Source organism: Pseudomonas mucoides (genome assembly GCF_015461845.1).
GTDB classification, from domain to species: domain Bacteria; phylum Pseudomonadota; class Gammaproteobacteria; order Pseudomonadales; family Pseudomonadaceae; genus Aquipseudomonas; species Aquipseudomonas mucoides.
This window is the reverse complement of record NZ_JACOPW010000002.1, coordinates 823,050-847,197: the sequence shown is the minus strand read 5'-3', so window position 1 is coordinate 847,197 and position 24,148 is coordinate 823,050. Positions and strand designations below refer to the sequence as shown.

The 24,148-nt window shown below is 59.4% G+C and carries 23 protein-coding genes and 1 pseudogene; 4 read left to right on the top strand and 20 right to left on the bottom strand.

Features of this window, described 5'->3' with window-relative positions; translation table 11 throughout:
* Positions 1–7 precede the first annotated feature (7 nt).
* From H8F22_RS12550 to H8F22_RS12490, 14 genes and pseudogenes are all read right to left on the bottom strand, one after another.
* A complete protein-coding gene (locus H8F22_RS12550; protein ID WP_027923570.1) occupies positions 8–973 on the bottom strand; it encodes a VOC family protein in 966 nt (321 codons plus the stop codon).
* A complete protein-coding gene (locus H8F22_RS12545) occupies positions 970–2,466 on the bottom strand; it encodes an aldehyde dehydrogenase (protein ID WP_194940232.1) in 1,497 nt (498 codons plus the stop codon). Before H8F22_RS12545 ends, H8F22_RS12550 begins: the two co-directional genes overlap by 4 nt.
* A 10-nt stretch (positions 2,467–2,476) precedes the next feature.
* Positions 2,477–3,280, bottom strand: coding sequence for an aspartate dehydrogenase (locus H8F22_RS12540; RefSeq protein WP_027923572.1), 804 nt, complete (start codon positions 3,278–3,280; stop codon positions 2,477–2,479).
* Between the two features lie 10 nt (positions 3,281–3,290).
* Entirely contained in the window at positions 3,291–4,973 is a 1,683-nt protein-coding gene (locus H8F22_RS12535; protein WP_059182768.1) for a thiamine pyrophosphate-binding protein, read from the bottom strand.
* Positions 4,966–5,763, bottom strand: a complete 798-nt coding sequence (locus H8F22_RS12530) for an SDR family oxidoreductase (RefSeq protein ID WP_027923574.1) — start codon at positions 5,761–5,763, stop codon at positions 4,966–4,968. Before H8F22_RS12530 ends, H8F22_RS12535 begins: the two co-directional genes overlap by 8 nt.
* A gap of 1 nt (position 5,764) precedes the next feature.
* The gene (locus H8F22_RS12525; RefSeq protein WP_027923575.1) at positions 5,765–6,598 is read right to left on the bottom strand and encodes an IclR family transcriptional regulator; all 834 of its coding nucleotides are present in this window, start codon (positions 6,596–6,598) and stop codon (positions 5,765–5,767) included.
* Positions 6,595–7,479: an alpha/beta fold hydrolase gene (locus tag H8F22_RS12520; protein ID WP_194940231.1), complete on the bottom strand. Its 885-nt coding sequence runs from the start codon at positions 7,477–7,479 to the stop codon at positions 6,595–6,597. The genes H8F22_RS12525 and H8F22_RS12520 overlap by 4 nt, the downstream gene beginning before the upstream one ends.
* 4 nt (positions 7,480–7,483) lie before the next feature.
* The gene (locus H8F22_RS12515; RefSeq protein WP_194940230.1) at positions 7,484–8,023 is read right to left on the bottom strand and encodes a cupin domain-containing protein; all 540 of its coding nucleotides are present in this window, start codon (positions 8,021–8,023) and stop codon (positions 7,484–7,486) included.
* Between the two features lie 18 nt (positions 8,024–8,041).
* A complete protein-coding gene (locus tag H8F22_RS12510; protein ID WP_172825941.1) occupies positions 8,042–8,809 on the bottom strand; it encodes an SDR family oxidoreductase in 768 nt (255 codons plus the stop codon).
* Positions 8,806–9,582 (bottom strand): ABC transporter permease, encoded by a 777-nt coding sequence (locus H8F22_RS12505; RefSeq protein WP_027923579.1) that lies wholly within the window; start codon positions 9,580–9,582, stop codon positions 8,806–8,808. The genes H8F22_RS12510 and H8F22_RS12505 overlap by 4 nt, the downstream gene beginning before the upstream one ends.
* Positions 9,583–9,610: 28 nt before the next feature.
* A complete protein-coding gene (locus tag H8F22_RS12500) occupies positions 9,611–10,612 on the bottom strand; it encodes an ABC transporter substrate-binding protein (protein ID WP_027923580.1) in 1,002 nt (333 codons plus the stop codon).
* A gap of 39 nt (positions 10,613–10,651) precedes the next feature.
* Positions 10,652–11,488: an ABC transporter ATP-binding protein gene (locus tag H8F22_RS12495; RefSeq protein ID WP_050590200.1), complete on the bottom strand. Its 837-nt coding sequence runs from the start codon at positions 11,486–11,488 to the stop codon at positions 10,652–10,654.
* Positions 11,489–11,897: 409 nt separating this feature from the next.
* Positions 11,898–12,086 (bottom strand): annotated as a pseudogene (locus tag H8F22_RS32610) (aromatic alcohol reductase); the annotation flags it as partial.
* Positions 12,087–12,599: 513 nt separating this feature from the next.
* Positions 12,600–14,132: a diguanylate cyclase gene (locus H8F22_RS12490; RefSeq protein WP_228758762.1), complete on the bottom strand. Its 1,533-nt coding sequence runs from the start codon at positions 14,130–14,132 to the stop codon at positions 12,600–12,602.
* A 680-nt stretch (positions 14,133–14,812) separates the two neighbouring features.
* Between H8F22_RS12490 and H8F22_RS12485 the strand changes: the two genes are divergently transcribed.
* Positions 14,813–15,172, top strand: coding sequence for a DUF6124 family protein (locus H8F22_RS12485; RefSeq protein ID WP_027923584.1), 360 nt, complete (start codon positions 14,813–14,815; stop codon positions 15,170–15,172).
* 140 nt (positions 15,173–15,312) lie between these two features.
* Here H8F22_RS12485 and H8F22_RS12480 read toward each other — a convergent pair whose 3' ends face one another.
* Both H8F22_RS12480 and H8F22_RS12475 read right to left on the bottom strand, forming a co-directional pair.
* Positions 15,313–16,830 carry a DUF2235 domain-containing protein gene (locus H8F22_RS12480; protein ID WP_194940228.1) on the bottom strand — a complete coding sequence of 506 codons (1,518 nt, stop codon included), beginning with the start codon at positions 16,828–16,830 and terminating at the stop codon, positions 15,313–15,315.
* 177 nt (positions 16,831–17,007) lie between these two features.
* On the bottom strand, positions 17,008–17,934 hold the full coding sequence (locus H8F22_RS12475) for a universal stress protein (RefSeq protein WP_194940227.1): 927 nt from the start codon (positions 17,932–17,934) through the stop codon (positions 17,008–17,010).
* A 374-nt stretch (positions 17,935–18,308) separates the two neighbouring features.
* Here H8F22_RS12475 and H8F22_RS12470 point away from each other — a divergent pair, with 374 nt between their 5' ends.
* Entirely contained in the window at positions 18,309–18,524 is a 216-nt protein-coding gene (locus H8F22_RS12470) for a hypothetical protein (RefSeq protein WP_059182774.1), read from the top strand.
* A gap of 47 nt (positions 18,525–18,571) precedes the next feature.
* Here the strand turns inward: H8F22_RS12470 and H8F22_RS12465 are convergent, their stop codons facing one another.
* Positions 18,572–19,582, bottom strand: coding sequence for a diguanylate cyclase domain-containing protein (locus tag H8F22_RS12465; RefSeq protein WP_228758761.1), 1,011 nt, complete (start codon positions 19,580–19,582; stop codon positions 18,572–18,574).
* A gap of 49 nt (positions 19,583–19,631) precedes the next feature.
* Here H8F22_RS12465 and H8F22_RS12460 point away from each other — a divergent pair, with 49 nt between their 5' ends.
* Entirely contained in the window at positions 19,632–20,555 is a 924-nt protein-coding gene (locus H8F22_RS12460; protein ID WP_027923590.1) for a universal stress protein, read from the top strand.
* A 53-nt stretch (positions 20,556–20,608) separates the two neighbouring features.
* Here H8F22_RS12460 and H8F22_RS12455 read toward each other — a convergent pair whose 3' ends face one another.
* On the bottom strand, positions 20,609–21,172 hold the full coding sequence (locus H8F22_RS12455) for a GNAT family N-acetyltransferase (RefSeq protein WP_194940225.1): 564 nt from the start codon (positions 21,170–21,172) through the stop codon (positions 20,609–20,611).
* A 223-nt stretch (positions 21,173–21,395) separates the two neighbouring features.
* Here H8F22_RS12455 and H8F22_RS12450 point away from each other — a divergent pair, with 223 nt between their 5' ends.
* The gene (locus H8F22_RS12450; protein ID WP_027923592.1) at positions 21,396–22,307 is read left to right on the top strand and encodes a universal stress protein; all 912 of its coding nucleotides are present in this window, start codon (positions 21,396–21,398) and stop codon (positions 22,305–22,307) included.
* Here H8F22_RS12450 and H8F22_RS12445 read toward each other — a convergent pair.
* Together H8F22_RS12445 and fnr are read right to left on the bottom strand one after the other, a co-directional pair.
* Positions 22,297–23,280, bottom strand: coding sequence for a zinc-dependent alcohol dehydrogenase family protein (locus tag H8F22_RS12445; protein WP_194940224.1), 984 nt, complete (start codon positions 23,278–23,280; stop codon positions 22,297–22,299). The genes H8F22_RS12450 and H8F22_RS12445 overlap by 11 nt on opposite strands.
* Positions 23,281–23,304: 24 nt before the next feature.
* Positions 23,305–24,048, bottom strand: a complete 744-nt coding sequence (gene fnr, locus H8F22_RS12440; protein WP_027923594.1) for a fumarate/nitrate reduction transcriptional regulator Fnr — start codon at positions 24,046–24,048, stop codon at positions 23,305–23,307.
* Positions 24,049–24,148: the final 100 nt, after the last annotated feature.

The following is a 24,148-nucleotide window of genomic DNA, read 5'->3' as shown; positions in this document are numbered from 1 at the left end:
CTCCTGCTCAGGATTTCGGTTTGTCGGTGAGGAACTTGCCTTGCGGCGCTTCGACATGTTGCTGGCGACGGGTATTGCCATCGATGCCGCCGGCAATCGCCCACTCAGCGAACATCGTCGGGCCCGGCTCGAAGTCCCGTGGCTGCCATTCGCCGGTCAGTTGGTCTTCGTCGGCGTAGTACTCGACCAGGGCGCCGGCCGGGTTCTTGAAGTACCAGAAGAACGCCGAAGACACCGGGTGTCGGCCCGGGCCGATTTCCGTGGCCCAGCCGCGACGGGAGATGTGCATGCCGCCGCCGAACACTTCGTGCACATCGCGCACGGTGAAGGCGACGTGGTTCAAGCCGGCACGAGGGGCGGGCAGTTGCAGCATGAACAGGTCGTGGTGGCCACCTTCTTCGGCGGTGCGCAGGAACGCTCCGCGATCCGGATAACGGTCCGAGGCCTGGAAGCCGAAGCGCTCGTGATAGAAGGCTTCGCAGGCATTCACGTCCTTGACGAAAAACACCACATGACCGACTTCGATCGGCGTGGCGCGGTCGTAGATCGGCGCGGCTTTGTTGATCCGGCCTTTGGTCTGCCAGGTGTTATGGCCGCTGCACTCGATCTCCAGGTCACGTTTGCGGGTCACCTGCAGGCGGATTGCCAGGCCGTTAGGGTCGGTGCAACCGATGCGGCCATCGGCTTCTATGAAGCCCGGATCGTTGGCGATTCGTTCGCTATAAAGCTTCAAGTCGGCGTCGCTTTCGACGCCCCACACCACTTCGCGCACGGTTGAACCGGCTTCGATGGCAGGTGGCAAACCGGCCTTGTTGATGTCGGCGAGCACCACGCGGCAACCGTTGAGGGTTTCGAAGATCACTTCATCAGGCTGCTCGCTGACTTTAGTCAGGCCCCAGTCGCTGAAAAAACGCACGCTGGTGTCGAGGTCCTCGACGCCGTAGGTGACTTCATCAATGCCTAAAACGCTCATAACCCAACCTCTCGTTGCGCACCGGCCCAGGCCAGTGGCTGTTCATTCATGCCCCAATAAAGGCTTTTCTGTTCCATGTACTGCAGGATGCCGAGGCGACCTTTTTCACGGCCCAGACCGCTGTCGCGCCAGCCGCCGAACGGTGTGGAAATCGAGAACTGTTTGTAGGTGTTGATCCACACCGTACCGGCCTGAATTTTTCGGCCCAGTGCCCAGGCGCGTTTGTAGTCGCGCGTCCAGATGCCGGCGGCGAGGGCGTACAGGCTGTCGTTGGCCTGTTCGAGCAATTGCGCTTCGTCATCGAAGGGCATCGCCACCAAAACGGGGCCGAAGATCTCTTCCTGACAAACCTGTTGGCTGTTGTTCAGGCCTTCGAGGATGGTCGGCGGGTAGTAATAACCCTGGTCGTACACGCCGCCGCTCGGACGTTTGCCACCGAGCAGCAGGCGTCCACCTTCGGCCAGCCCCAGAGCCACATAACGCTCCACCGAGTCGCGGTGGCCGGCGCTGATCAACGGACCCATTTGGGTACGTTCATCGGCCGGATCACCGACGCGCAGTTCGGCCGCAGCGGCCACCAGGCGCGACATGAACGGCTCATACAGCGCGCGGGCGACGAACAACCGCGAGCCGGCGATGCAGGCTTCGCCTGAAGAGCTGAAGATGCCGTACAGCACACCCGCCACCGCGTGGTCGAGGTCGGCGTCGTCGAGGACGATGGTCGGTGATTTGCCGCCCAGTTCCAGCGACACCGGCATCATCTTGTCGGCGGCGATGTGGGCAATGTGCTTGCCGGTTTTGGTGCCGCCGGTGAACGACACGCGCTTGACCAACGGATGACGGGTCAGCGCATCACCGAGCAGTGAACCTTTACCCGGCAGCACACTGAGCAGGCCTTTAGGCAAGCCTGCGTCTTCGCAGATGCGCGCCAGTTGCAGGGCCATCAACGGGGTGATTTCCGCCGGTTTGATCACCACCGCGTTGCCCGCTGCCAGCGCCGGAGCGACCTTCTGCGCCTCGCTGGCAATCGGCGAGTTCCACGGGGTGATCGCGGCGATCACGCCCATCGGTTCGTACACACTCATGCTGACGAAATCACCACGGGACGGCGTGATGGTTTCTTCGAGGGTTTCACAGGCCGAAGCGAAGAACTGGAATGTGCCGGCGGCGCTGGCCACCAGGGCACGGGTTTCGTTGATCGGTTTGCCGTTGTCCTGGCGCTGCAATTGCGCCAGTTCCTCGCTGCGCTCACGGATCAGCTCGGCGATGCGGTAAAGCACGCTGGCCCGTTCGTGAGGTTTGCGCTGCGCCCAGCCGCTGTGCAAAAACGCCTGATGGGCGCCTTGCACGGCGTCTTCAACGTCGTCGACACTGGCGGCATTCAGCCAGGCGACGGCTTCGCCCGTGGCGGGGTAGCACGTGGCATAACGCTCGCCGCGACCGAGGCGCCAGTCGCCGGCAATGCAGATCGGTAAAGTCTGTTCGAGAGTCATCGACGGTCCCCTAAATCGAAATCGCGTGGGCGTGGTTGCCCAGGGCGCGGACGACGCTGTAAACGGTCAGCGCCGAGGTCTTCGGGTTGGCCAGCAGCGGTTTGCCACGCAAGCTCAGTTCGAAACCGCCAAAAGCGCCGCGAGCCTCGAAGTGATGGACGTTCTCCTCGCTCAGCGGATCGGCGATCAGCGTCACATGGGTGCGATCCAGGCCGAGCCCGGCCAGCGACAAGGTCGCGGCGACGTTGGCGTTTTTTGGATAGAGCCGTGCCGCTTCCCGGGCGCTGCCCTGAAAAATCACCGTGGCTTCGGTAATGTTGTCCAGGTCACAGGCCTGTTCAGCGGGGGTGTTTTTCCAGGCTTTAGCCGGTTTGCGGCCGGTGTAATTGACCGAATCCAGCCCGCCGACTTTGGCCGCCGACAAGGCGTCGATGCCGCCGATAGCGCCGGGCAGCAACTCGATGCGGGTCTGGCCGCGTTCGGCTGCTGCTTCCAAGCGTTCAACCAGGCCAACTTCGGACAGCGCGCCGACCGAGACGATCAGGCAGGCAATGCCACGTTCCAGCGCCGGCAACACATGTTCTTCGATGGCGCGGTGGCCGGCGCACTCGACCAATAGGTCCGGGCGGGCGTCGGCCGGTAAGGCGGTCAGCACCTGCGGTGGTTGCTTGAAACTGGCCAGCCGCTGGCGCACCAATTCTTCAGACCCGGTCGAAGCGATGACGTAGTCAACGCACAGCTGCGGGTCCTTCTCCAATAGTTCGAGCACGCCGACGCCAATGGCGCCGCAGCCGATCATGGTGATATGCAACATGACGAAGTCCTCAGGCCGTGGCTTTTTGCGCTTTGGTTTCGCTGTTGGGCGGACCGGCGAACTGGGTAGCGAAGCTGCCGACGGCGAGCATGTCCACTTCCAGCAGGAACGGGCCGGGTTGAGCCAGTGCGCCGTCGACCACGCGGCCGAAATCCTTCAGGTCGGTGACCAGGCCGTGGCGCAGGTTCAGCGATTCCGCCAGCTTGGAATAATCCGGGGTGTGCAGGTCGACGTAGCAGTGACGGCTGCCGTAGACCGCGTCCTGAATGTTGCGGATCACGCCGTAGCGCTGGTCGTTCATCAGCAGAATCACCACGTTGGCTTTTTCTTGCACCAGCGTCGCCAGTTCGCCGAGGTTGAGGATAAAACCGCCGTCACCGGCCAGGGCGAAGACCTTGCGCTCAGGGGCTGTTTCAGCCGCAGCGACTGCCGCGCCGATGCCCATCGACAGGCCCTGGCCAATGCCGCCGCCGAGGGCATGCACGCCAGCTCGCGGGTGGAACAGGGTCAGCAGGCGGTTGCCCCAGATGCTGTTGGACAGCGTGACGTCACGTACCCAGGAGAAATTGCGCCCGGTGATGGCTTGCAGCTGTTCGACCATGGCCGAGTACGGGCCGAGGTCGGCGATCAGTTGCGTGCGGGACTTTTCGCGCACTTGCTTGAGCTCGGCAAGGAAGGTCGGATCGATTTGCAGCCGACCTTCCAGACGATCCGCCAGACCTTCAAGTGCCAGCGCCGAGTCGCCACAGATGAACAGTTCGCTGTTATAGCTGCGACCTTCGATGGCCGGGTTGGCGTCGATGCGCAAAGTGTTGCGTGGCAATTTCAACGCGTACTTGAAGGTTTCATTGCTGCGCAGACGGGAGCCGGCAATCAGCAAGGCATCGCAGCTTTGCAGGAACTGCTCGACCAGTTTGTTTTGCGAGAACGCGCCGAGGCAGCGTTCGTCATCTTCGTTGACCACACCGCGACCCTGGGTCGAGGTGATCACGCCGACGCCCATGTCCAGCAGGCGTTTGACTTGAGGCCCGGCGTGTCGTGCGCCGCCGCCGAGCCATAGCAATGGACGGGTGGCGGTGGCCAGTCGTTCGGCCACCAGGTCCAGCGCTTCGGGCGCGGGGACGGCCACTGGGATTGGCAGCGGCGAGAGGTCGGTCGGCATCGTGATAAAGGTCGACTGGATGTCGATCGGGATTTCCACGCTGACCGGCCCGGTGGGAGCGGTCAGCGCAGTCTGCACGGCCAGCTTCATGGTGCTGATGGCGGTTTCGACACTGCGCACACGGAACGCAGCCTTCGATACAGCCTTGAGCATGGTCAGTTGGTCGCGGGCTTCGTGGATGTAGGCGAATTCCTGATCCAGGTACGGTGTTTCGATCTGCCCGGTGATGTGCAGCAGCGGTGTGCCGGCGGTCAACGCTTCGACCATGGCGCCTGCGGCGTTGCCGGCTGCGGTGCCGGTGGATGTCAGGCAGACACCGAGGCCGCCAGTGGTGCGGGCATAGGCGTCGGCCATATTAGTGGCGCCGGCTTCCCCACGAGCCATGACGAAGCGGATATTTCCGCGAACGGCGAAGGCATCGAGGATCGGCATGTTGTGGATCGAGATCACGCCGAACGCGGCCTTGACGTCGCACTGCTCGAGAAACGCGGTGATGGCAGCGCCAACGGTGACAGTATTTTCATTACGCATGACGGGACAGGCCTCCAGAAACATCGATATGGCTGCCTGTGGTGTAAGCCGACAGAGGCGAGGCCAGAAACAGGATCGCGCGGGCCGCTTCAATCGGCAGGCCCAGACGCCCCAAGGGAATGTGTTTTTGTTGCGCGAGCCGGGCGGTCCATTGGGTCCAGTCCAGGTCCCGCTCTTCGCGGGCCTCGAAACGTCGGCGCCATTGCCCGGACTCAACCAGGCCAATGAGGATGCCGTTGACCCGAATACCCTGACCGGCAAATTCGGTGGCCATCGAGCGCACCAGGTTCATGACCCCGGCGCGAGCGGCCGAGGTGGCGACCATGTGCGGTTCCGGCTGGCTGGCCAGCAGCGAGTTGACGCAGACGATGGCCGCGTTCGGCTGGCGTTGCAGCTGTGCCATGAAGGCGTGGACCGGGTTGATCACCGAGAAGAACTTCAGGTTCAACTCTTCGGTCCAGGCGCTGTCGGTGGTGTCGGCGAAGGTCGACACCCGACCTTGCCCGGCGTTGTTGATCAACACGCTGGCCGGGCCCAATGCGGCCAGACTGGCGGCGGCAAACGCCTTGACTGAGTCCGCATCGAGCACGTTGCAAACTTGGGTGAGCAGCCGTGCTTCGGGGAAGCGTTGACGCAATTCGGTTTCAGCGTTGCGCAACCGGTTTTCGTCCCGGCCGCAAAAGGCCACGGCCGCGCCGGCTTCGAGCAATAACTCGACGCAGGCCAGGCCAATGCCCGAAGAGCCGCCGGTGACAATCGCGGTGCTGTCTTGCAGTTGATAAAGGCTCATCTCAATCCCTCATCAATGCAGTGACGCGGTGCCCGTCATGGGCAGCAGCGCTGTTGTAGTTGAGCAGCCGCGACAGTTCGTCGGCGCTACGGCGCACTTGCAGGAGCAACTCGTTGAAGTTGACGTGAGCGATCTGTGCGGTCGGGATCGTGACGCCCAGCGCGGCGACGATCCTGCTCGTCTCATCGCGCACCGGGGCGGCAACGGTCGAGATCGTTGACTCGAAGAAGCCTTCGCTGCTGACGAAACCGCGCTGGCGGTCAGCCTGAACCAGGTCGAACAGTTCCATCACGGTTTTCGGCGTGCACGGCGAGAACTGCTCCAGATGGTCTTCCGGGTACAGCTCACGCAACTCGGCCAGCGACAAGTCTTCGAGCAGAATTCGTCCGAGGACAGTGGCGTGGGCGGGCAGGCGAGTGCCGACGTTGACCGCACTGGAGAACACTGACGGCGGCGAGACCTTGGCCACGTAAACGATCGAACGACCATCGCGCACCACCAGGTTGCTCGGGTAGTTGAGGCGGTCGCACAAGCGAGCCAGCAGCGGCTGGCCCAGTTCGGTCAGTTCCAGCGAAGCCAGGTATTCAAAGCCCAGGCGTAGCACCGACATGCCCAAGCGGTATTCATTGCCGCTGCGGGTGACAAACCCCATGGTTTCCAGGGTCGACAGCAGACGAAATATGGTCGAGCGTGGCAGTGCCAGACGCCGGGCCAGTTCTGGCGCTGTCAGCGTGCGATTGCGCCGGCTGAATTCGCAGAGCAGCAGCAGACCGCGCTCCAGGCCCGGCACGATGTATTTGTCCTGAGCGTCCTTCAGCAGATCTGAATCGTTCATAGAGATGCACCTGTCAGGGATTCTTTAATGGCAAAGGCCAGACGGCCCGCCACGACATAAGGTTGTTCAATAGGGCTGGCATGCCCGGCATCGGCAATCAGGTTGAACGTGGCGCCCAACGCCTTGGCCAGGGTCAGGCAGCTTTCGGGCGCGGTGATGCCGTCGGCTTCGCCGCAATGCACTTCGCAAGGCATCGACAGCGGTGGGTGCCGCAGCAGGTCATCGCTGCACAGCAGTTCAATGGCCTGGCGATAGCCATCGGGATTGAGCCGCGCCATGTTCCATCGCACCCAGGCCAGTGCTTTCGGGCTGGCGGCGGGTGAAAGCATGTAGGGACTGCGTTGCTCGGCCATCTGCTCAATGCTCAGTTGTTCCAGGGCACGCAGGCGTTTGTTGCGCACTTCCTGACGCTGCAACGCGCGTGATGGATGGCCATAGCCTTGGGCCGGGCTGATCAAGACCAGCCGGCTGATCCGTTGCTGCTGCACGCCGCTGGCGAACGCCGTGGCAGTAATCGCGCCCAGGGAATGACCCACCAGCACACAGCGCTGGATGCCCAGTGCGTCGAGCAGTTGCAGCAGTCGTTCGGCGTAGTCCGAAGCGTCGGGGGCCAGCGATCTCAGCGGCGTGGAATCACCGTAGCCGGGCGCGTCCCAGGCAATCACCCGGGCGCTCTGGCCAAGCTCCTGCGCCACCTCTAACCACGACGCCGAGCCTGAGCCGATCCCGTGCAACAACACAATGGCCGGCCCGGACCCGCATTCGCGAAAGGCTTGGCGACCGCCGGCGATCTCCAGCGTACGCACCGGAAAGTTCAGGGCCAGTTGTGCCTGGAGGTCAGCCGTGAGCGGCGGGACGAGATTATCGATGGCGTACGACATGGGCTTATCCGCGCTTGATCGAGGCCAGAGGATGTTCTGGCGGGTAGGTCGGGGTCAGCGGTTTTTTCGCGCCGAGCATCACGCACATCAGCGCGTCTTCATCGCCGATGTTGATCTCTTCGCGGTACACGCCGGGCGGCACGGAAATCACGTCGCGGTCGGTGAGGATGGTTTCGAAGCGCTCGCCGTCCTTTTCGATGATCACTTTGAGTTTGCCGCGCAGCATGAAGAACACTTCTTCAACGTCAGTGTGCAGGTGCGGCGGGCCTTCATGACCGGCCGGAATCACCATGGTCGAGAACGTGAAATTCTCCGACGGGATGGTGTTCATGTCGGTGCTCACGCCGGTGCCGCCGGTGCCGATGTAGCGCATTTGCGCACGACGGAATTTCGGATCGTAGTCGGCCTGGAACTTCAGCGCGTTCCAGTCGTACTTGCGCGTGTCATAGCGAGCGATGCGGGTTTTCATCCAGCTTTCGAGATCGCTGCCGGCTGGCTGTTCCCAGCTTTTCGGGGTGTCTTGCTGTGCTGATAAATCGGTCATGGCTGTCTCCAGATCAAGTCAAGGCATGACGAACCCGCCGTTGACCGGCAAGGTTTGTCCAGTGATGAAACGGGCGAGGTCGGACAGCGCGAACAACACGGCGCCGCTGACGTCTTCGGGAAGTTGTGGGCGTTGAATGGCCCGGTGATCGTTGTACAAACGGTGACGTGCTTCGGGCACGTAGGCGGTCGCTTCGACCAGCACCAGGCCCGGCGCGATGGCGTTGACCGTGATGTTGTCGGTGCCCAGTTCGCGGGCTAGGCTGCGGGTCATCGCGATGATTGCGCCCTTGCTGGCGACATAGGCCAGCAGGTTGGGCGCACCCCACAGCGGCGTGTCCGACGCCAGGTTGACGATGGCGCCATGACCGCTGGCGCGCAGGGCCGGCAGACACGCCTTGGTCATCAGCCAGGTGCCGCGCACGTTGACTTGCATGACCTGATCCCAGGTCTCGAGGCTCAGCTCTTCGCAGGTCTTGCCGCCGGAATTGGTGATTGAAGCGTTGTTCACCAGGCCGTCGAGGCCGCCGAGCAAGCGGGTGGCTTCAGCCACGCAGGCATCGATCGAATCGGGTTGCGCCAGATCAACTGTCACGCCATGCACGGTCAGGCCTTCGGCGACGAGTTCAGTGGCCGATTGCTGGACGCGCTCGGCAAGAATGTCGGCGATCACCACGTGGGCACCGGCGCGGCCGATGGCCTGGGCAAAGGCATAACCCAATCCGCGGGCGCCCCCGGTGACCAGGATCCGGCGGCCTTCGAGCAAACGATTGAGGGCCGTCATCATTGGGTACTCAGCATGGCTTTGGGCATGTAATGCAGAACGCGTTTCTCGGCCCAGACCACCGCGCCGTAAGAGAGCACACCGATCAGCGTGAGCATCACAATGGCGACGAATACGCCCGCGGTGTTGCCCTGACCTTCGGCATCGACCAGCAGGAATCCCAAGCCCTGGTTGCCGCCGACCAGCTCACCGACGGTGACGCCGATCACAGCCAGGGTGGAGGCAATGCGCAAGCCCGAGAACAGCGCGGCCATGGCCGATGGGAACTCCACCAGGCGGAAGATCTGCCAGCGACTGGCGTTCATGGTCCGGACCAGGTTGATCATGTCCGGGTCAACGGTGCGGATGGCCGACAGCACGTTGATCATCACCGGGAAGAACACAATCAGGATGGCAATCAGGATCTTCGGGTAAATCGTGTAGCCCAGCCACATCACGAACAGCGGGGCGAAGGCGACTTTGGGGGCGATTTGCAGGGCCAAAATGTATGGCGACAGCATGGCTTCGGCAGCGGGCGAGAGCCCGAGCGAAACACCGATCGCCACACCGAGCAGAGCGCCCAGGCCGAAGCCGACGATGATCTCGAATGCGGTGATCAAGGTATGTTGCAGCAGACCGCCGGTTTGCCACATCACCACACTTTCCTGGGCCACGCGGCTCAGGTGCGGCATGACGAATTCGGGCATGCCGAGCAGTCCCGGGCCCCATTGCCAGAGCACCAGGAACAGGATCAGCAGGGCAACGCTGCCGAGCATGGAGTTATTGAGGTTTTTCATCGTGTCGTTACCTTGTTGTCACTCGCCGTTATTGCGCAGCTGTTTGGGTGTCGATGAACTGATTGGTGTACAGGTCGTCGAGCTTCGGTTCCTGGTTGACGATGCCTTCGCTGACATAGAACGTGCGGACCGCTTCCAGCCGCGCCGGATCGATGCGACCCAGTACGGTTTGGTTGGCGTAGACGTGTTCGACGTAAAGCTTGAAGACCTTCTCCAGCGAATCTTCTTTGCCGGCGTAGGCGGGGACAGCTTTGGCGAAGGTGAGTGCCGCGGCGTGCGGGTCCTGGATGATGTCGCGCATGCCTTGCAGGGTGGCCTGGACCACGCCGCGAACAATTTCCGGGTGCGTCTTGATGGCGTCGTCCGACGCGAGAATTGCCTGGGCCATGCTTTCGAAAATTTGCGATTGCGGGATCAGTTTGATCTTCACACCGGCTTCTTCGGCGTTGACCACCCAGTCCGGTACGCCCGCCATCGCCTGGGCTTTGTCAGCCGAGAATAACTGCCAGACGCCCGACGGGCCGGCAGCCTGGATGTTCACGTCGGTTTTGCTCAGGCCTGCTTTTCGAAGGGAGGCGAGCAAGGCGTAATAGGTGGTGTCCGAGTAGGACATCACCGTCATGGTCTTGCCCTTGAGGTCAGTGATCGAGTTGATATTTTCGGCGGCGTTGGTGGCAATCATAGTTACACCGCCGGCGCCCAGCACGGCGACGGAGCGCACCGGAATACCGTTGGCCCGCACCACAATCGGGGTATCACCCAGGGCACCGCCGAGCATGGCGTTACCGGCACCGATCTGCTTCGCCACGTCCACACCGCCCTTGGCCGCGATGAAGGTCATGTTCAGATTCTGCGCGGCGTAGTAACCCTTTTGCTGGGCAATGATCCACGGGGCGAACGCCGGCGAGTTCGGCGGCGCCGGCAACAAGTAGGTCACGTCGGTGGGCTGCGCCTGCGCGGCGAAGGCCATGCCCAGGCCGAGCGCAATGCCGCTGGCCTGGCTGAAGCGTTGAAACAGAGACTTGAACATGCGTACTCCTGAATCGGTTGATGGCCGCAAGGGCGTTGATCAATGCAGTTCGGTGTCTTCGCCGACTTTCAGCAATTCCATCAGGCGACCGGCCAGCGGACCGATCTCCGGCAGCTTGCGGCGCTCCAGCGGGTTGTCGCGAAACGGCAGGTCGACGTTGATTTCTTCGATGATGGTGCCCGGGCGGGCACTCATGACCAGCAACCGGTCGGACATGGCGATGGCTTCGATCAGGTCATGGGTAATGAACAGGGCGGTTTTCTTTTCGTCGAACAGCATCCGCGCCATGTCCTGCTGCAGGATCATCTTGGTCTGCGCATCCAGGGCCGAGAACGGCTCGTCGAGGAACAGCACTTGCGGGTCGATGGCCAAGGTACGAGCCAGGGCTGCACGCTGCCGCATGCCGCCCGACAGCTGGAACGGGTAGTGGTCGGCAAAGCCTTGCAGGTGGCAACGATCGAGCAGATCTTTGGCCACGGCCTGACGCTTAGCGGCCGGTACACCTTGAATTTCCAGGCCCAGTTCGACATTGCGACGAATGCTGCGCCATGGCATCAGCAGGTCTTTTTGCAGCATGAAAGCAACTTGGCGAACCGGACCTGTCACCGCTTCACCGCCGACAAACACTTCGCCTTCGGAAGGTCGATAGAGGCCGGAGCCCATGTTCAGAATGGTGCTTTTGCCGCAACCGGAAGGGCCGATGATCGACACCACTTCACCGCGGCGAATCTTGAAATTGACGTCGCGAATGGCAAACGGCGCTTCGGACTTTCCTTTGGCCGGGAAACATTTGCCGACATTGCGAAATTCAATTTCGATGGGCTCCAGATCTTCCTTGGGAGCGGGTTTATTCCATTGAGGGGCGATGGCGTACATCTCGTTCACAGCCATTGGGAAGGGTCTCTGGTCTGTTTTATAGGTGATACGGTGTTTATTGCATGAACAATGCCACTGAGTTGCCCAGTTGGTTTTTTCTTAAAAAAACCTTTCTTATTATGAAGTTACGTTAAATTTCTCATTTAACGCACGTTTCATATATGAAACAAGGTTTCCTGTGTGGCACGAAATTGCACGTTTGATGTGTATTACAGGGAAACTGCGAAAGGGAGGATGCTTGGTTCAGTAACGCCGAGCGCCGGAACATGGCGGATTTGTTTCAAATATGAAACGAGTTACTTCATGTGCCCGTGTACTTATATAAGCAGGAGTGATTAGCGGGGAGGTAAGGGGCGTGAGGTTTACTGCGCGGATAAATACCCGATAGTTTGGTATGCCGCAGGGAGCAGGCCACGCCTTTGCCTTGTGCGCACACTGCGCGGTACTTTTTGATGTGATGAGTGGGGTCTTTTTCCAGTTTCCGGATCAAGTGCGCAACCATCCAGACGTTACGTTTGAATGGACGTCCCGGCACACGTTCGAGGATGCCCGCCACCTGCCCATACGTTACGGTGTCACCAGCAAGGTAGACGATTTGGAGGTGAAGCCCACACCGGCTCATCGAACCGCAGAAGTCGAGAGCACCCAGACAATGATCGGTTGTTTGCCCACCTCAAGCGCTTCCTGAAATTGGATCGCTTGCGACTACGTGGCATGAGTGGCGCGACCGATGAGTTCATGTCGCCGGCTGGCCAAATTTACATCTCAAGGGCCACCGGTCACGGGATAGGTGCGCCTGCACTAAGCAAAAAAACTCAAACTAACCCAATAGCAGAGCAGCAAAGGTCAACGAAGAGCTGAGAAATCACTCAAGTGGTGAGTAGGCTCTCTGGCGGTGATCATGCTTGAGTTCAGGCGAGCTGAGAGTCCGATTGTTTTCAACAGAAATCGGCCGATTTCAGCCCTTCCCCGAAGGACTGATTTGGGTCGTCTTCTGCCGGTCATTACCAGGGGGTGTGCTGGACAATGGGACGATGACCTGAACGCAGAGCGCGGCTGCGAAGCTGTCGAGTTTTGGCTTTTGCGCCGTGACATCCGGGTAGCCGACCTGCTACATATCGGCAAGTTGGACTTGATCTCTACCACTGGATTTAGCACTGTACATCGCGGTATCAGCGCGCCGAATGAAGGCGTCAAACGATTCTGATGGAATCCACGTGGCAACGCCGAAGCTACACGTCGCCTGTCCAATATCATCAAATGGCAGGTTGCTTATTAGAGCTCGAAGCTTTTCTGCCAGTAGCCTTGTATCGTTCAGTTGGCTATCCGGGCAGATCAATGCAAACTCTTCTCCGCCTGTTCTGCACAACAGATCGGTTTTGCGTGTTGCCGAACGTATTCGTGTACACAACGACTTCAAAACGTTATCACCACACTGATGGCCCCAGCGGTCGTTGATGTGTTTGAAGTGATCGACGTCAAACATGATCAGCGACAGAGGGCGGTATTGCACGTTAGCCTCGATGAGCAGGCGCTCCATCAACTCTTCGAAGTATCGGCGGTTATAGACTCCGGTCAGGTGATCGGTAATGTTCAACAACCGCAAGTCTTTCGTGCGTTCATCAACCAGCGAGAGGGCGCGGGCGCGCTGCGTAATCAGCAAGTACACCATCAAGGTCAGCAGCAGCGTCAACCCAGCTCCGAACACGATAATTAGGCTGATGGACAGTGCGTAGCTGTTGGCGACCAGAAATGTTGGGCTGGGTCTAAACTGGATCAAGTAATTTTGGTCGGCTACTTTCAGTAGCCGCTGCGCGTACAGCGCTGAAGGGGCCGCAGGGGCAGCGCTCTGATAAATGTTTTCCCCTTGATGCTGCGTGTCGATCAATGAAAGTGTCACGTTCAGTCGTTGCAGACTTGGTAATGGAATGCCTTGTTCCATCAACGAAGCCAAGCGTACGGTGGAGACAACGAACCCCTGCAAATTATCATCGTTCAATGGAACCTCAGGGGACTCCTGGAATACAGGTGCGACAAAGAAAATCCCCGACTGCCCATTGGTCATTTTCAACGGTTCCGACACAACTATTTGACGTGTTTCTCGTGCCTTGCTCATCAAGGCTTGGCGACCGGGGCGAGCCAGAACATCCATGCCCGGTATTATCTTTACGTCGTCGCGCTTCAATAAGTAGAGCAATATCCAGTGTTCAGGCCGGCTGGCGAGGGGGACTTTTTCGCCGGTGACGGGATTAATTTCATGGTATGAAAAATCACGGGTGCCATTGAGAAGCGCCTTGGCGCGAAACGCTTGGAGATCCTTCTCGAGAATCCTTGGTACCCAGCTATAGGCTTCGTCCTCTTCCACTAGAGGCGTAACGAATCCCAGAAACTCCTTTTCAGTGACATCGTCGGCGTTGATAAAGAAACGCCTTACAACGTCTAGTTTCAAGACCTGAGTATTAAAGCGTCGTTGCAGGCGACTGAATCTTTCGTCGACCTCCAGTTGAAAAGCAACGCTAACGGTACGTTTCTCTGACCCTACGAACAGAATCAGCACCAAGAACGTGACGGCGACCCCAGCCAGGCACACCAGACCGCAAAGGGTCACGTCTGATGCTTTGAGTGCGTTCTGACGAGTAGACATCATTTTGTGTTCCTTGCTCATCGCCAACAACAGCGTGCAGTGACTTGGAGTACTTTTGCAGTATCGGCACGCCCGTCGTTATCTTTATAAGGACACCTTGGCCGACCCTCAGCAGGCTTCGGTCGATAGGCATACGGCAGCCAGTTTGGCTGCGCTCAGGCATGCCCAAGCTGGCAAATGGCAAAGTCGCGCAACCCGCTTTTCTGGATCTTTCTCGACCGACTGCTTTTGGCCGATTACCGATTGATTCAAGAGACAACATTGCTACCTCTTTCACCCTCCGTAGGAAGTACGTGTCAGCCCATTCAACAACACTTGAGAGCTTATGTTTAAGCACCCTCAAGGTTACGTCCTGAAAGCTACAAAACCTTGTGCCTTTGCCTACGGGTACGCCAGAATCCGCCGGCTTGTGCGCTTTTGGGCCTCTCGGTAACTTGACTCGTGTCACTGCCCATCAGTGATCGGGTTTCGCAGCCCGGGTAATCTCTAGACGCACAACGTCTACGTCCATGAACAGATGCTTCGTCAGGTCTGTCTCTCATGTCATGGCGGCTGTGCGTGGGAGACCTTCGGGTCTGCCGGGTTCCTAGAGTCCTGGTCTGCGAACCCGCGTACAGTTGCCACCTTATTTTTCGTTTCGCAGCGAATCGTGGCAGCTCCATTTCTCTAGGAGTTTCACCATGTTCAAGGTAACCCCCAATCCACCAGACACCGATCCAGTGTCCCCGTACGAACCCGATTCAAAAAAGCTCAACGAGGCCGCCGAACGCGCCCTCAACGTCCACTTCCCGTCGAACGCCGACATCAAAGCCACCCCGCGAACACGCAGCACGCTATTTTCCGTGGACCCGAAAGCCACAGCCGAAACCCTGGCGGTTTTTTTGGTCGAGACACTGGCTTCGCTTGATGTGATGGTCCACCACTTGGTGGATCATCTGGAGGGGGAGGCGCGCTACGCGCTGCTGGGCATTTCCAACAGCATCATGGTGGCAGAGATCACGGCGAATGGAGTGCTGGATAAGATTGAGCCAGCTGTGTGACCGCTGTTTTGTGACGAAGGAACTTGCCACAGGTTATTCGTTGTTTCAGCAGGGTGTGCAGTCAGAAGCCCCGTCCCCTCTGAGGGGGCGGGGCTTCATGCATTTCACCCCCTCGCAATAACCCGGTGATCAGCCATGGACTACTGAATCGTCAACGCCACATGCCCCTTGTTATTCCCATAGCAATTCCACGCGTCATTGGCATAGGCATAGAGATACCCGGAGCGCTTCGGCGTGTACGTGCAGCCGTGGCCGATGAGGAAGGTTTCCGGTTTCAACAGGACGCCTTTGGCGTCGACACCCTCGCTGTTGGCGATTGCGCCGACGAGACTGAACCAAGGGTAATTCTCGTGGCGGCGGGTGAAGTAAAAGTTTGCGTCGCTGTTGTTGAACAGCTTGCTGTACCAGGTTTCCAGTTTGCCCAATGCCGCGCCGGCCACGTAGGCCAGTTCGCTGGGTTGAAAATGCTTGCTCACTGGCCCGGCCGGGTCGCAAACGATCGAGGCGTCCAGCCACTCACCGCTGGCGCTAAAGGTGTACGTGGTGCCAGCGTTGAGCCACAGGCCGGTTTCGTTCCACGGCTGGCGGGCGGAGATGTCCAGTACCAGCGGGTTAGGCGGTGCCAGCAAGCGTGCTTTGCGGTAGGGCGATTGGGTGATGGGGGGGACTTTCTGCCGGTCCAGTGCTGATGTGTGGAACAACGTCTGTTGTGAGCTCATGTCGGCCACGCTGCGGGGTTGAGTCGGCAGCACAGTGAACACGCCATCACAGGAGTCGTGCAGGGTGTCGTAGAGGTCTGGCTTGATCTGCTTGACAATATTGGGGTCAAAAATCAGTCCGGCCGCGCTCGCCTCATCAATCATCCACTTCAGCGCGCCATTGGCCAGGCCGCAGTTCTGGTAGCCACCGCCGACGTCTGAATGCACGCCGGGGAACCAGATTTGCTGGAGGTCAGTGCCCGCCGGCGGCTTGCTCCACAGCGTCGGCTGGAACGAGGCGCGGCGTTCGTCCATCGCCAACGCGTGGCGGGCGTACTTGACCGAGGGGTGCAGCGTGGTGTCGTGGAAGGTGTAGCGTTCGCGATTGTCGAGCAGATTGAGCAATGCCATGTCGTCGGGGATGCCCAGCGCACCGACGGTGTCCCAGACCCCAATGAAACGAATGGGGATCGAATCGCCAGCCTTGTTGTGGAACTGCCAGCCTTGCGCATCCCAGTCTTTGCGCTCCTCGGTTTTACGCCGGTAGCCGTAGGTGAGCAGGGTCTGGATGCGCGTCCAGACCTCGGCGGGTGGTAACCCGACGATCTGCAACAGCCCGCAGCGGCCAATGAACCCGGCAAGGCTGCGCACCGTGTAAGCGCCGCGGCTGAAGCCGAACAGGAAGATGTTGTCGCCGGGCTGGTAGCAGTAACAGAGCTTCTGGTAGGCGCTCATGATGTTGTCATCAAGGCCGGCACCGGTGCCTCCGCCGACGGCTTTATCCCACCAACTGCCATTGGTGCCGACACCGGGGTGATAGTAGGTGGTTTGTGCTACGCCCTTGGCGTTGTCAGCTACGGCGTTGTAAAGCCGCACCACGTTGGTGGGGGCGGGGATGCCTTGGTCGAGTTGGTCGGGGGTGTTCCAGGTGCCGTCGCAGCAAATCACCAGATTAGTCATGGCAAATCCTTTTTCCCGGCAAGCAGGTGCCGGTTGACGAAGCCCGACGGTGGGTTTGGCTGCAGACTGCTGGCCAGTATCAGGCGTGTCGGGGGGAAAGGGCAGCAAACAAGATTCAAGATCAGCACCGCTTGGGCGTCAAGCGGTGCCAGCCTAAAACGCGGCAACAACCCTGCCTCAGTCCTCCAGCGTCTCTGGCGAAACGACCCACACGCTACACGGCATTTTGTACAGCAGGTGTTCCACCGTACTGCCGACCAATCGCTCAATGCCACGATGACCGACCCGGCCCATCACGATGACGTCGATGCTATAAGCATCGGCATAACTGGAGAGGACCTTGGCCGGGTCGCCCATGATCATGTGCTGACGCTCCGGCGGGATGCCATTGCGATCAGCCAGATCGCGGAAAGTCTGGCCCTGTGCATCGAACAGTGATTTGGCTTTGCCTGATGAGAAAAACGCCGAGGCATTATCAAAGCCGAATTCGTTAGCGCTGATGGAGGAAAGGTCATGGGCATAGATCACATCGAGCTCAGCGTTACAGATGCTCGCCAGTTTCGAGGCTTCGCGCAGAATCCTGTCGTTGAAACCCACGTATTGACCGTCACGATGGAACGGGTCGACCGCGACGAGGATTCTTCGCGGCAGCGCGTGCTGCACATTGCTGACAAAATGCAGCGGCACCGGGCATTCGCGCAGCAGATGGATATCCAGTGGCGTGAACATCAGGCGTGACAGCAGCGATTCATGCTCCAGCGCCTTGATCAGTACCGCCATCGGCTGTTCTTTGAGGTGAATGAGGATTTCTTTCAGAGGTTTTTCTACCCAGACCACCTCCGTGGTGACGTGCACGCCGATTTTACGCAAGGGCCGGGCTTGGTCTTCGAGCCATTGGCGATGACGCTCGACATAGCCCAGGCGCATCTGCTCCAGCGCTTGTTCGTTGACCAGACCGGCGGTCGCCAGTCCCTCCAGGTAGTCGAACGCCACGATATGCAAGGCGGCCCCCGCAGCCTTGGCCAATGCTGCGGCCCGGTCGAAAGCGGGGCTGTTTTCCATCAGCGGCGAAACGACCAGCATGAAACGTGATTGCTCAGACATGACAATTCTCCCGTAGGTCATCGCAGAAACCCTTGCACTCAATGTCGACCGTGCGTTTGGGCCGTAAGGCCTGGTTCTTATCCTGCTGCTGGAGAGGGGGGGTGGGTTTGATCTTTGTCAAAGAGACGGTTGACCGGTTTCAGCGCCTGACGCGCGGTCAATCACAGGCGGCCTCTCACAAAGTATTGACCATTATCAATTTCTGTCCTGCCACCTCGGCGCAGTCTTGGGGCAGTGCCCAATTCCATCGGACATGGCCAGAGGCATCCGTCATGGCCATGAGTGACGTGCGCACCCGGGAGTCGGGTGTGCAGAACATTGTGTAAAAACCGTGATGAGGGATGGGTGATTCTCGAGGTCGACGGGAGGTGTTTATGATCATTGCGATTACAGAAAAACGGACGACCCATCGTTGGGTCGTGCAGCTGGATAACCTGGAAGTGAACTTCAACCGCCAAGAGGAAGCTCAGGCGTTCGTTGGTCAACTCAAGGCACGGATCAACGCGCCGCATAAATGGCCAGACACCGCTGCCCAACAGGTATTTATACGGGAGGCACGGGGTAGCCATTTGGCGGCGACCATTGAGTAGTCCTGGCGCTGTTCACCCGTGGGCAGACAACTTGTTGTCTTGAATGTTTAAACAGAGGACGGGATCAGGCCACTGAAGCGACAGGCATTACCGCCGTTTTTTTTGGCGTGGTACATCGCGTTGTCGGCTTGCTCAAGCAATGCCTCGGCGCTGACACCATCAGCGGGAAACAGGCTGATGCCGACGCTAATGCGCGTTTCTATATGATGTTTATCGATCATGAAGGGCTGATCAATCGCGGCAATCAGATTATTGGCCAAGGCCTCGATCTGGTCCCGTTGATCCACACCCGTGATCAGAATCGCAAACTCGTCGCCGCTCAAGCGGGAGACGACATCGGACCTGCGCACGGACCGGCCCAGGCGTTCGGCAACCGCTATAAGCAGCTTGTCGCCACAGCCGTGTCCCAACGTGTCGTTGATGGACTTGAAGCGATCCAGATCGATAAACATCAGGGCCAGCGACTGTTGGAATGTCGTGGCGTGTTCCATCGCCTGTTCAAGCAGATTCAGAAACAATCTGCGGTTAGGCAACCCGGTCAAGGTGTCGTGAAACGCCAGTTGCTGCATATTCGCGCGTTCCTCATCCCTCACTTTGAAGTTGTGCAAAATGGCGATGAAGTGCGTCACCACCCCCTGATCGTCAATCACTGGGGTGATGACCTGATTGACAGTGCAATGACCTCCGTCCTTGCGTCGCTCGACCATCTCTCCCTGCCAGGTCAGCCCCGCCAGGATCGTCAGCCACAGGTCCCGATAAAAGGTGGTGCTTTGTCGTCCCGAAGAAAGCAGGTGCGGGGTTTTCCCGACCAGCTCGGGCTTTGAATAGCCACTCAAGAGGCAGAACGCCTTATTGATCCAGACGATGCAGCCCGTGCGCTCGGTGATCAATACCGGATTTGTCGCAGCGTCCAATGCTCTTACCAACAACTGCTGGTCATATTCGATCATTGCCCCCTCCGATACCGCCATTGATGCGTTAAGCCCCAATTCAGGGTAGGCCGAAGGGAAAGGGGGGCGGTTGATCAAGATCAAGTCAGCCGCGGCAGGAACGCTCAATCTGGATGCCTGTTATCTCTATCCTGATGGCCGTGTGCCGAGGTGCCCCATGTCGCAGACTCAGCGTTTACTGTTAATTGCCCCCCCAGCCATGACCCGTACACCGGCTTTCGACCGTGCCGCCGCGCTGGCACTGGCCATGCAATTGCCGTTGCACATCGTCGCGTTCGATTATTTGCAAGCTTTGGCGGTGGCCGGTCTGTTTGCCTCTGAGCAAATGAGTCTCGCCCGTGATGGTTATCTGCAAAGCCATCGGCAATGGCTCGCGGAGCAAGCCGCGTCGATGAGCCAACAGGGCGTGGAGGTCACCAGTGAGGTGGTGTGGGTACAGCACCCTTATGAGGAGGTTTTGCACTACGTCAACGAGATGCCACTGGTACTGATTATCAAGGATGCCCAGGAAGAGTCGGCATTGAAGCGCGTGTTTTTCACGCCACTGGATTGGCAGCTTCTGCGCGATTGTCCGGCGCCGGTGCATCTGGTGACCAATGCCGTCCATCCACGCCCCCGCAATGTGCTGGCGATCATCGATGTCTTGCGCAGTGAAGACCAGGACCATGTATTTAATGACCAGATCATTGACGCAGCCGCCAAGCTTGCCGCCCTGTGTGATGCCCGGCTTGATCTGGTGCATGTGTACGACTGGACGGCAATCTATGCCCAGGACATTGGCTTTGGCGCACTGCCCATGGCCACGGGGATCTATGAAGCCCTGGGGGCGGCGCAGCACGAAGCGTTTGCAGCCATCGCCGAGCGACATGGCGTGCCACCGCAGGATCGGCATTTCATCGAGGGGTCACCGCTGACGAGTATTTGTGATTTTGTCGCCGAGCATCATACGGACATCATTGTCATGGGGACGGTGCAGCATTATGGGTTGAACAAATTGTTGGGGACTACCGCCGAACAGCTCTTGCACCGGGCCCCCTGCAGTGTGCTGGCGATAAAACCGGGCAGGGCGTTGCAATCCTGAATGCCAAAGCGCCCCACGATGTGCCGTTGGCCTGCACATCGTGGGGCGCTTGTTTACAAGCAGAGGCGGTGAATCACCTGACGGGCGTCATCGGGGTCATTGTGTGTATCGAAGCCCAGTGTCCGGGCCAGGTCGCGCATCGATGTATTGCTGGCGGCGTCCACCGAATACATCTGGCGAAAGCCGTTTTTGCGAGCCGTCTTGATCAGATGCTCCATCAGCAACGTCCCCAGCCCCAGGTGCTTCCAGTCGTCGGCGACCGTCACGGCGCATTCACATTCATGCTCATCGGTGGCGGCGTAACGGCTGATACCGATCTCGATCAATTGGCCGTTTTCGTGAACCAGCGCGATGTAGGCGACGCGCTTTTTGTTATCGGTGTCCATCAACTGATCGAGCATCGCAGTGCCAGGCTCGTTGATCTGTGCGAGAAAACGCATGTGCCGGGATTCGGGCGACAGTCGCTTGATAAACGCGTATTCACGGTCGCGGTCTTTTTCTGCCAGCGGCCGGATCAATACATGCCGGCCGTCCTTGAGCGCTTCGATCCAGTATTGCCCGAGGACCGCGGCGTAAGCCGCTGCAGCCCGTTCGTTGTGGTCTTTGACGGTAAGCATGGGGAGATCCTCCATCCGGTTTGTACAGTGTGCGCGCGGTGACGAACCGCACGGCTCATTCCTTTCTACGCCGTTGGCAGCGGTCAAACCTGATCTGGATCAGATGCCCGTAATGTGGGGCGCTGATTGACGTGTGTTTGATGTAAATCAACGGGAGGGAGGGTGCCGAGCGCAGTCTTGGAGCAACCGGCGCTTAACGACCGGAGTCGAGCGGAGGTGTGTGATGGGTCAATTTCATCGTTTGCTGCTGATTGCCGACCAAACCCTGCATCAATCTCCCGCCTTGCTGCGCGCCGTCGCGCTGGCCAAGGTGAGCGGGGCGGCGCTGGATGTGCGGGCCTTTGTCGAGCCGGCGCCGATCGTGCATTTGTGGGAAGAGAAAACGGACGACGCCGGGTATCAGCGCTACTTGCGCCGCTATCGTCGCTGGGTGGCGGATGAGGTGGAGCAGCTGGGTGGCCAAGGGCTGGATGTCACGGTGGAAGTGATCTTCACGACCCATCCATTGCTGGATATCCTGAAAACGGTTGAAGAACTCAAACCCGACCTGGTGATCAAGGATGTCATCCTGGAGCCGGTGCTCAAGCGAGTGTTCATTACTCCACTCGATTGTCATCTACTGCGCGAATGCCCGGTTCCCGTGCACCTGGTCAATCAGGTTCGTTACAGCTTGCCGCACCGGGTCGTGGCCGCTGTGGACCCGTTTGATCCCTCGACTCAAATCAGCGGACTGAACGACACCATCATCCAGACGGCCAATGCCCTGGCCCTGCAATGCGACGCCCCGTTGCACCTGTTATATGCCTACGATTTGTCGCCCGCCTTCAATGGTGATGCGCCACTGTCCGGGGGGGGCTGGGGTGTGGACTACATCGAGGAACTGCGTGAATCCTTGCACCTGGCGTTTGTCACCCTGGCGGATCGCTACGGCGTGCCGCCTGAGCGGCGGCATTTCGTGATGGGCCTGCCGGTGCCGGTGATCAGTGAATTTGTCGAGCAATACCTGGCGGATGTGGTGGTGATGGGCACTGTGCACCGAGTGGGGATTGACCGCTTGATCGGCAGTAACACCGAACGGGCGCTGTATTCGGTGCCGGGCAGCATTCTGGCGGTCCGGCAGGGCGTCAAGGTGTGAGCACGATGGCGCCATTGAACTGACCGGCCCGCAAGCATTCCAGTGCCTGGTTGGCATCGTCCAGGGCAAAGCGGGTGACGTCGCAATGCACGGACGTGTGTTGCAGCTCCTGAAAAAATGCCGTGCCGTCGTCGCGGGTCAGGTTGGCTACTGAGCGAATGCTGCGTTCGCCCCACAGCAGACGATAGGGGAACGCCGGGATGTCGCTCATGTGAATACCGGCGCATATCACGCATCCGCCCTTGATGGTCGTGGCCAGGGCCAGCGGCACCAGCGCACCGACAGGCGCAAAAATCAGGCTGGCATCGAGCAAGTGCGGCGGTGGTTGATCCGATGCCCCCGCCCACTCGGCACCCAAGGATCGGGCATAGTCCTGGCCTTCGTGGTCATCTGGTCGAGTGAAGGCATACACCTTCTGCCCTCGGCCTCGCGCCACCTGGATTGCCAGATGCGCTGCCGCCCCGAAACCATAAAGGCCCAGGTGATGCGCTCCTTTGGCCATCTGTAACGCCCGAAAGCCGATCAGCCCGGCACACAGCAGCGGTGCCGCTTGAATGTCCGAGAGACTGTCGGGAATCGGGAAGCAGAAACGCCTGTCGGCGACGGTGTATTCGGCGTAACCACCGTCCAGATGACATCCGGTGAATTGCGCCTTATCGCAAAGATTTTCCTGGCCTGAGGTGCAGAACGCACACTGACCACACGTCCAGCCAAGCCACGGTACGCCCACTCGCTTGCCGATCCAGTCGGACGTGACGTCAGCGCCCACTGCAGTGACTTCACCGACGATTTCATGACCCGGCACCCGCGGCAGTATTGCTTGCGGTAATTCCCCGTCGACCAGATGCAGATCGGTGCGGCAGACCCCGCAAGCCAGGACTTTGATTAATAGTTGGTGGGCGGCGGGTATCGGGATGGGGCGGTCTTCCCGTTGCAAGGGCGCGCCGGCAACCTGTAGCACCATGGCACGCATGATGTTTCTCCAGACGTGCAAGTGTCAGCGCTGGGGACGGTGACAACCGGCGACGAGTTGCTTGAGCCCTTCCAGGTCCAGGATCTTTACCTCTCGGCCGGCGATTTCCACCAAACCTTGATCCCGAAGGTGAGCAATGCCCCGGCAGATGGTTTCCAGCCGCAACCCCAGGTAGGAGCCGATTTCTTCGCGGCGCATTTTCAGAACGAAGTCCCTGGATGAATAGCCACGGATACTGAAGCGCTGCGACAGGTTCAGTAAAAAGGCTGCCAGCCGCTCATCCGAGTTCATGTTGCCCATCAGCATCAGCATGGAGTGATCACGCACGATTTCACGGCTCAGCAGCCTGTTGAGGTTGTGCTGCAGGGACGGCAGGTTTTGGGCGAGTTTCTCTAGCTGCGCAAAGTGGATGGGACACACTTCGCTGTCCTCGAGGGCAAACGCATTACAGGCGTGTTCGTCGGCACTGATGGCATCCAGACCGAGCATCTCGCCCGGAATGTGAAAGCCAGTGACCTGTTCACGCCCATCCACTGACAGCATGCTGGTCTTGAATGAGCCAATGCGGACCGCGTAAAGCGAAAGCAGGGGATCTCCCGTGCGGTACAACGCTGTCCCCTTTTTTACCTTGAAACGTTGCACGATCAGGGTATCAAGGCGTTCGACTTCCGGGCCGCTCAAACCGATTGGCAGACACAGCTCCAGCACACTGCAGTTGGAGCACGCTGCCTTGAGGTGATGAATTTGAAGTGGGCGGGTTTCAGGCATGGGGAACGACGCCATCTGGGTGGGGTGCATTAAGCATAGGTGGTGCTGCCCCGCACGCGCATTTCATTGCGGGGTATGGCGGGGTATTCGACGAATGGGG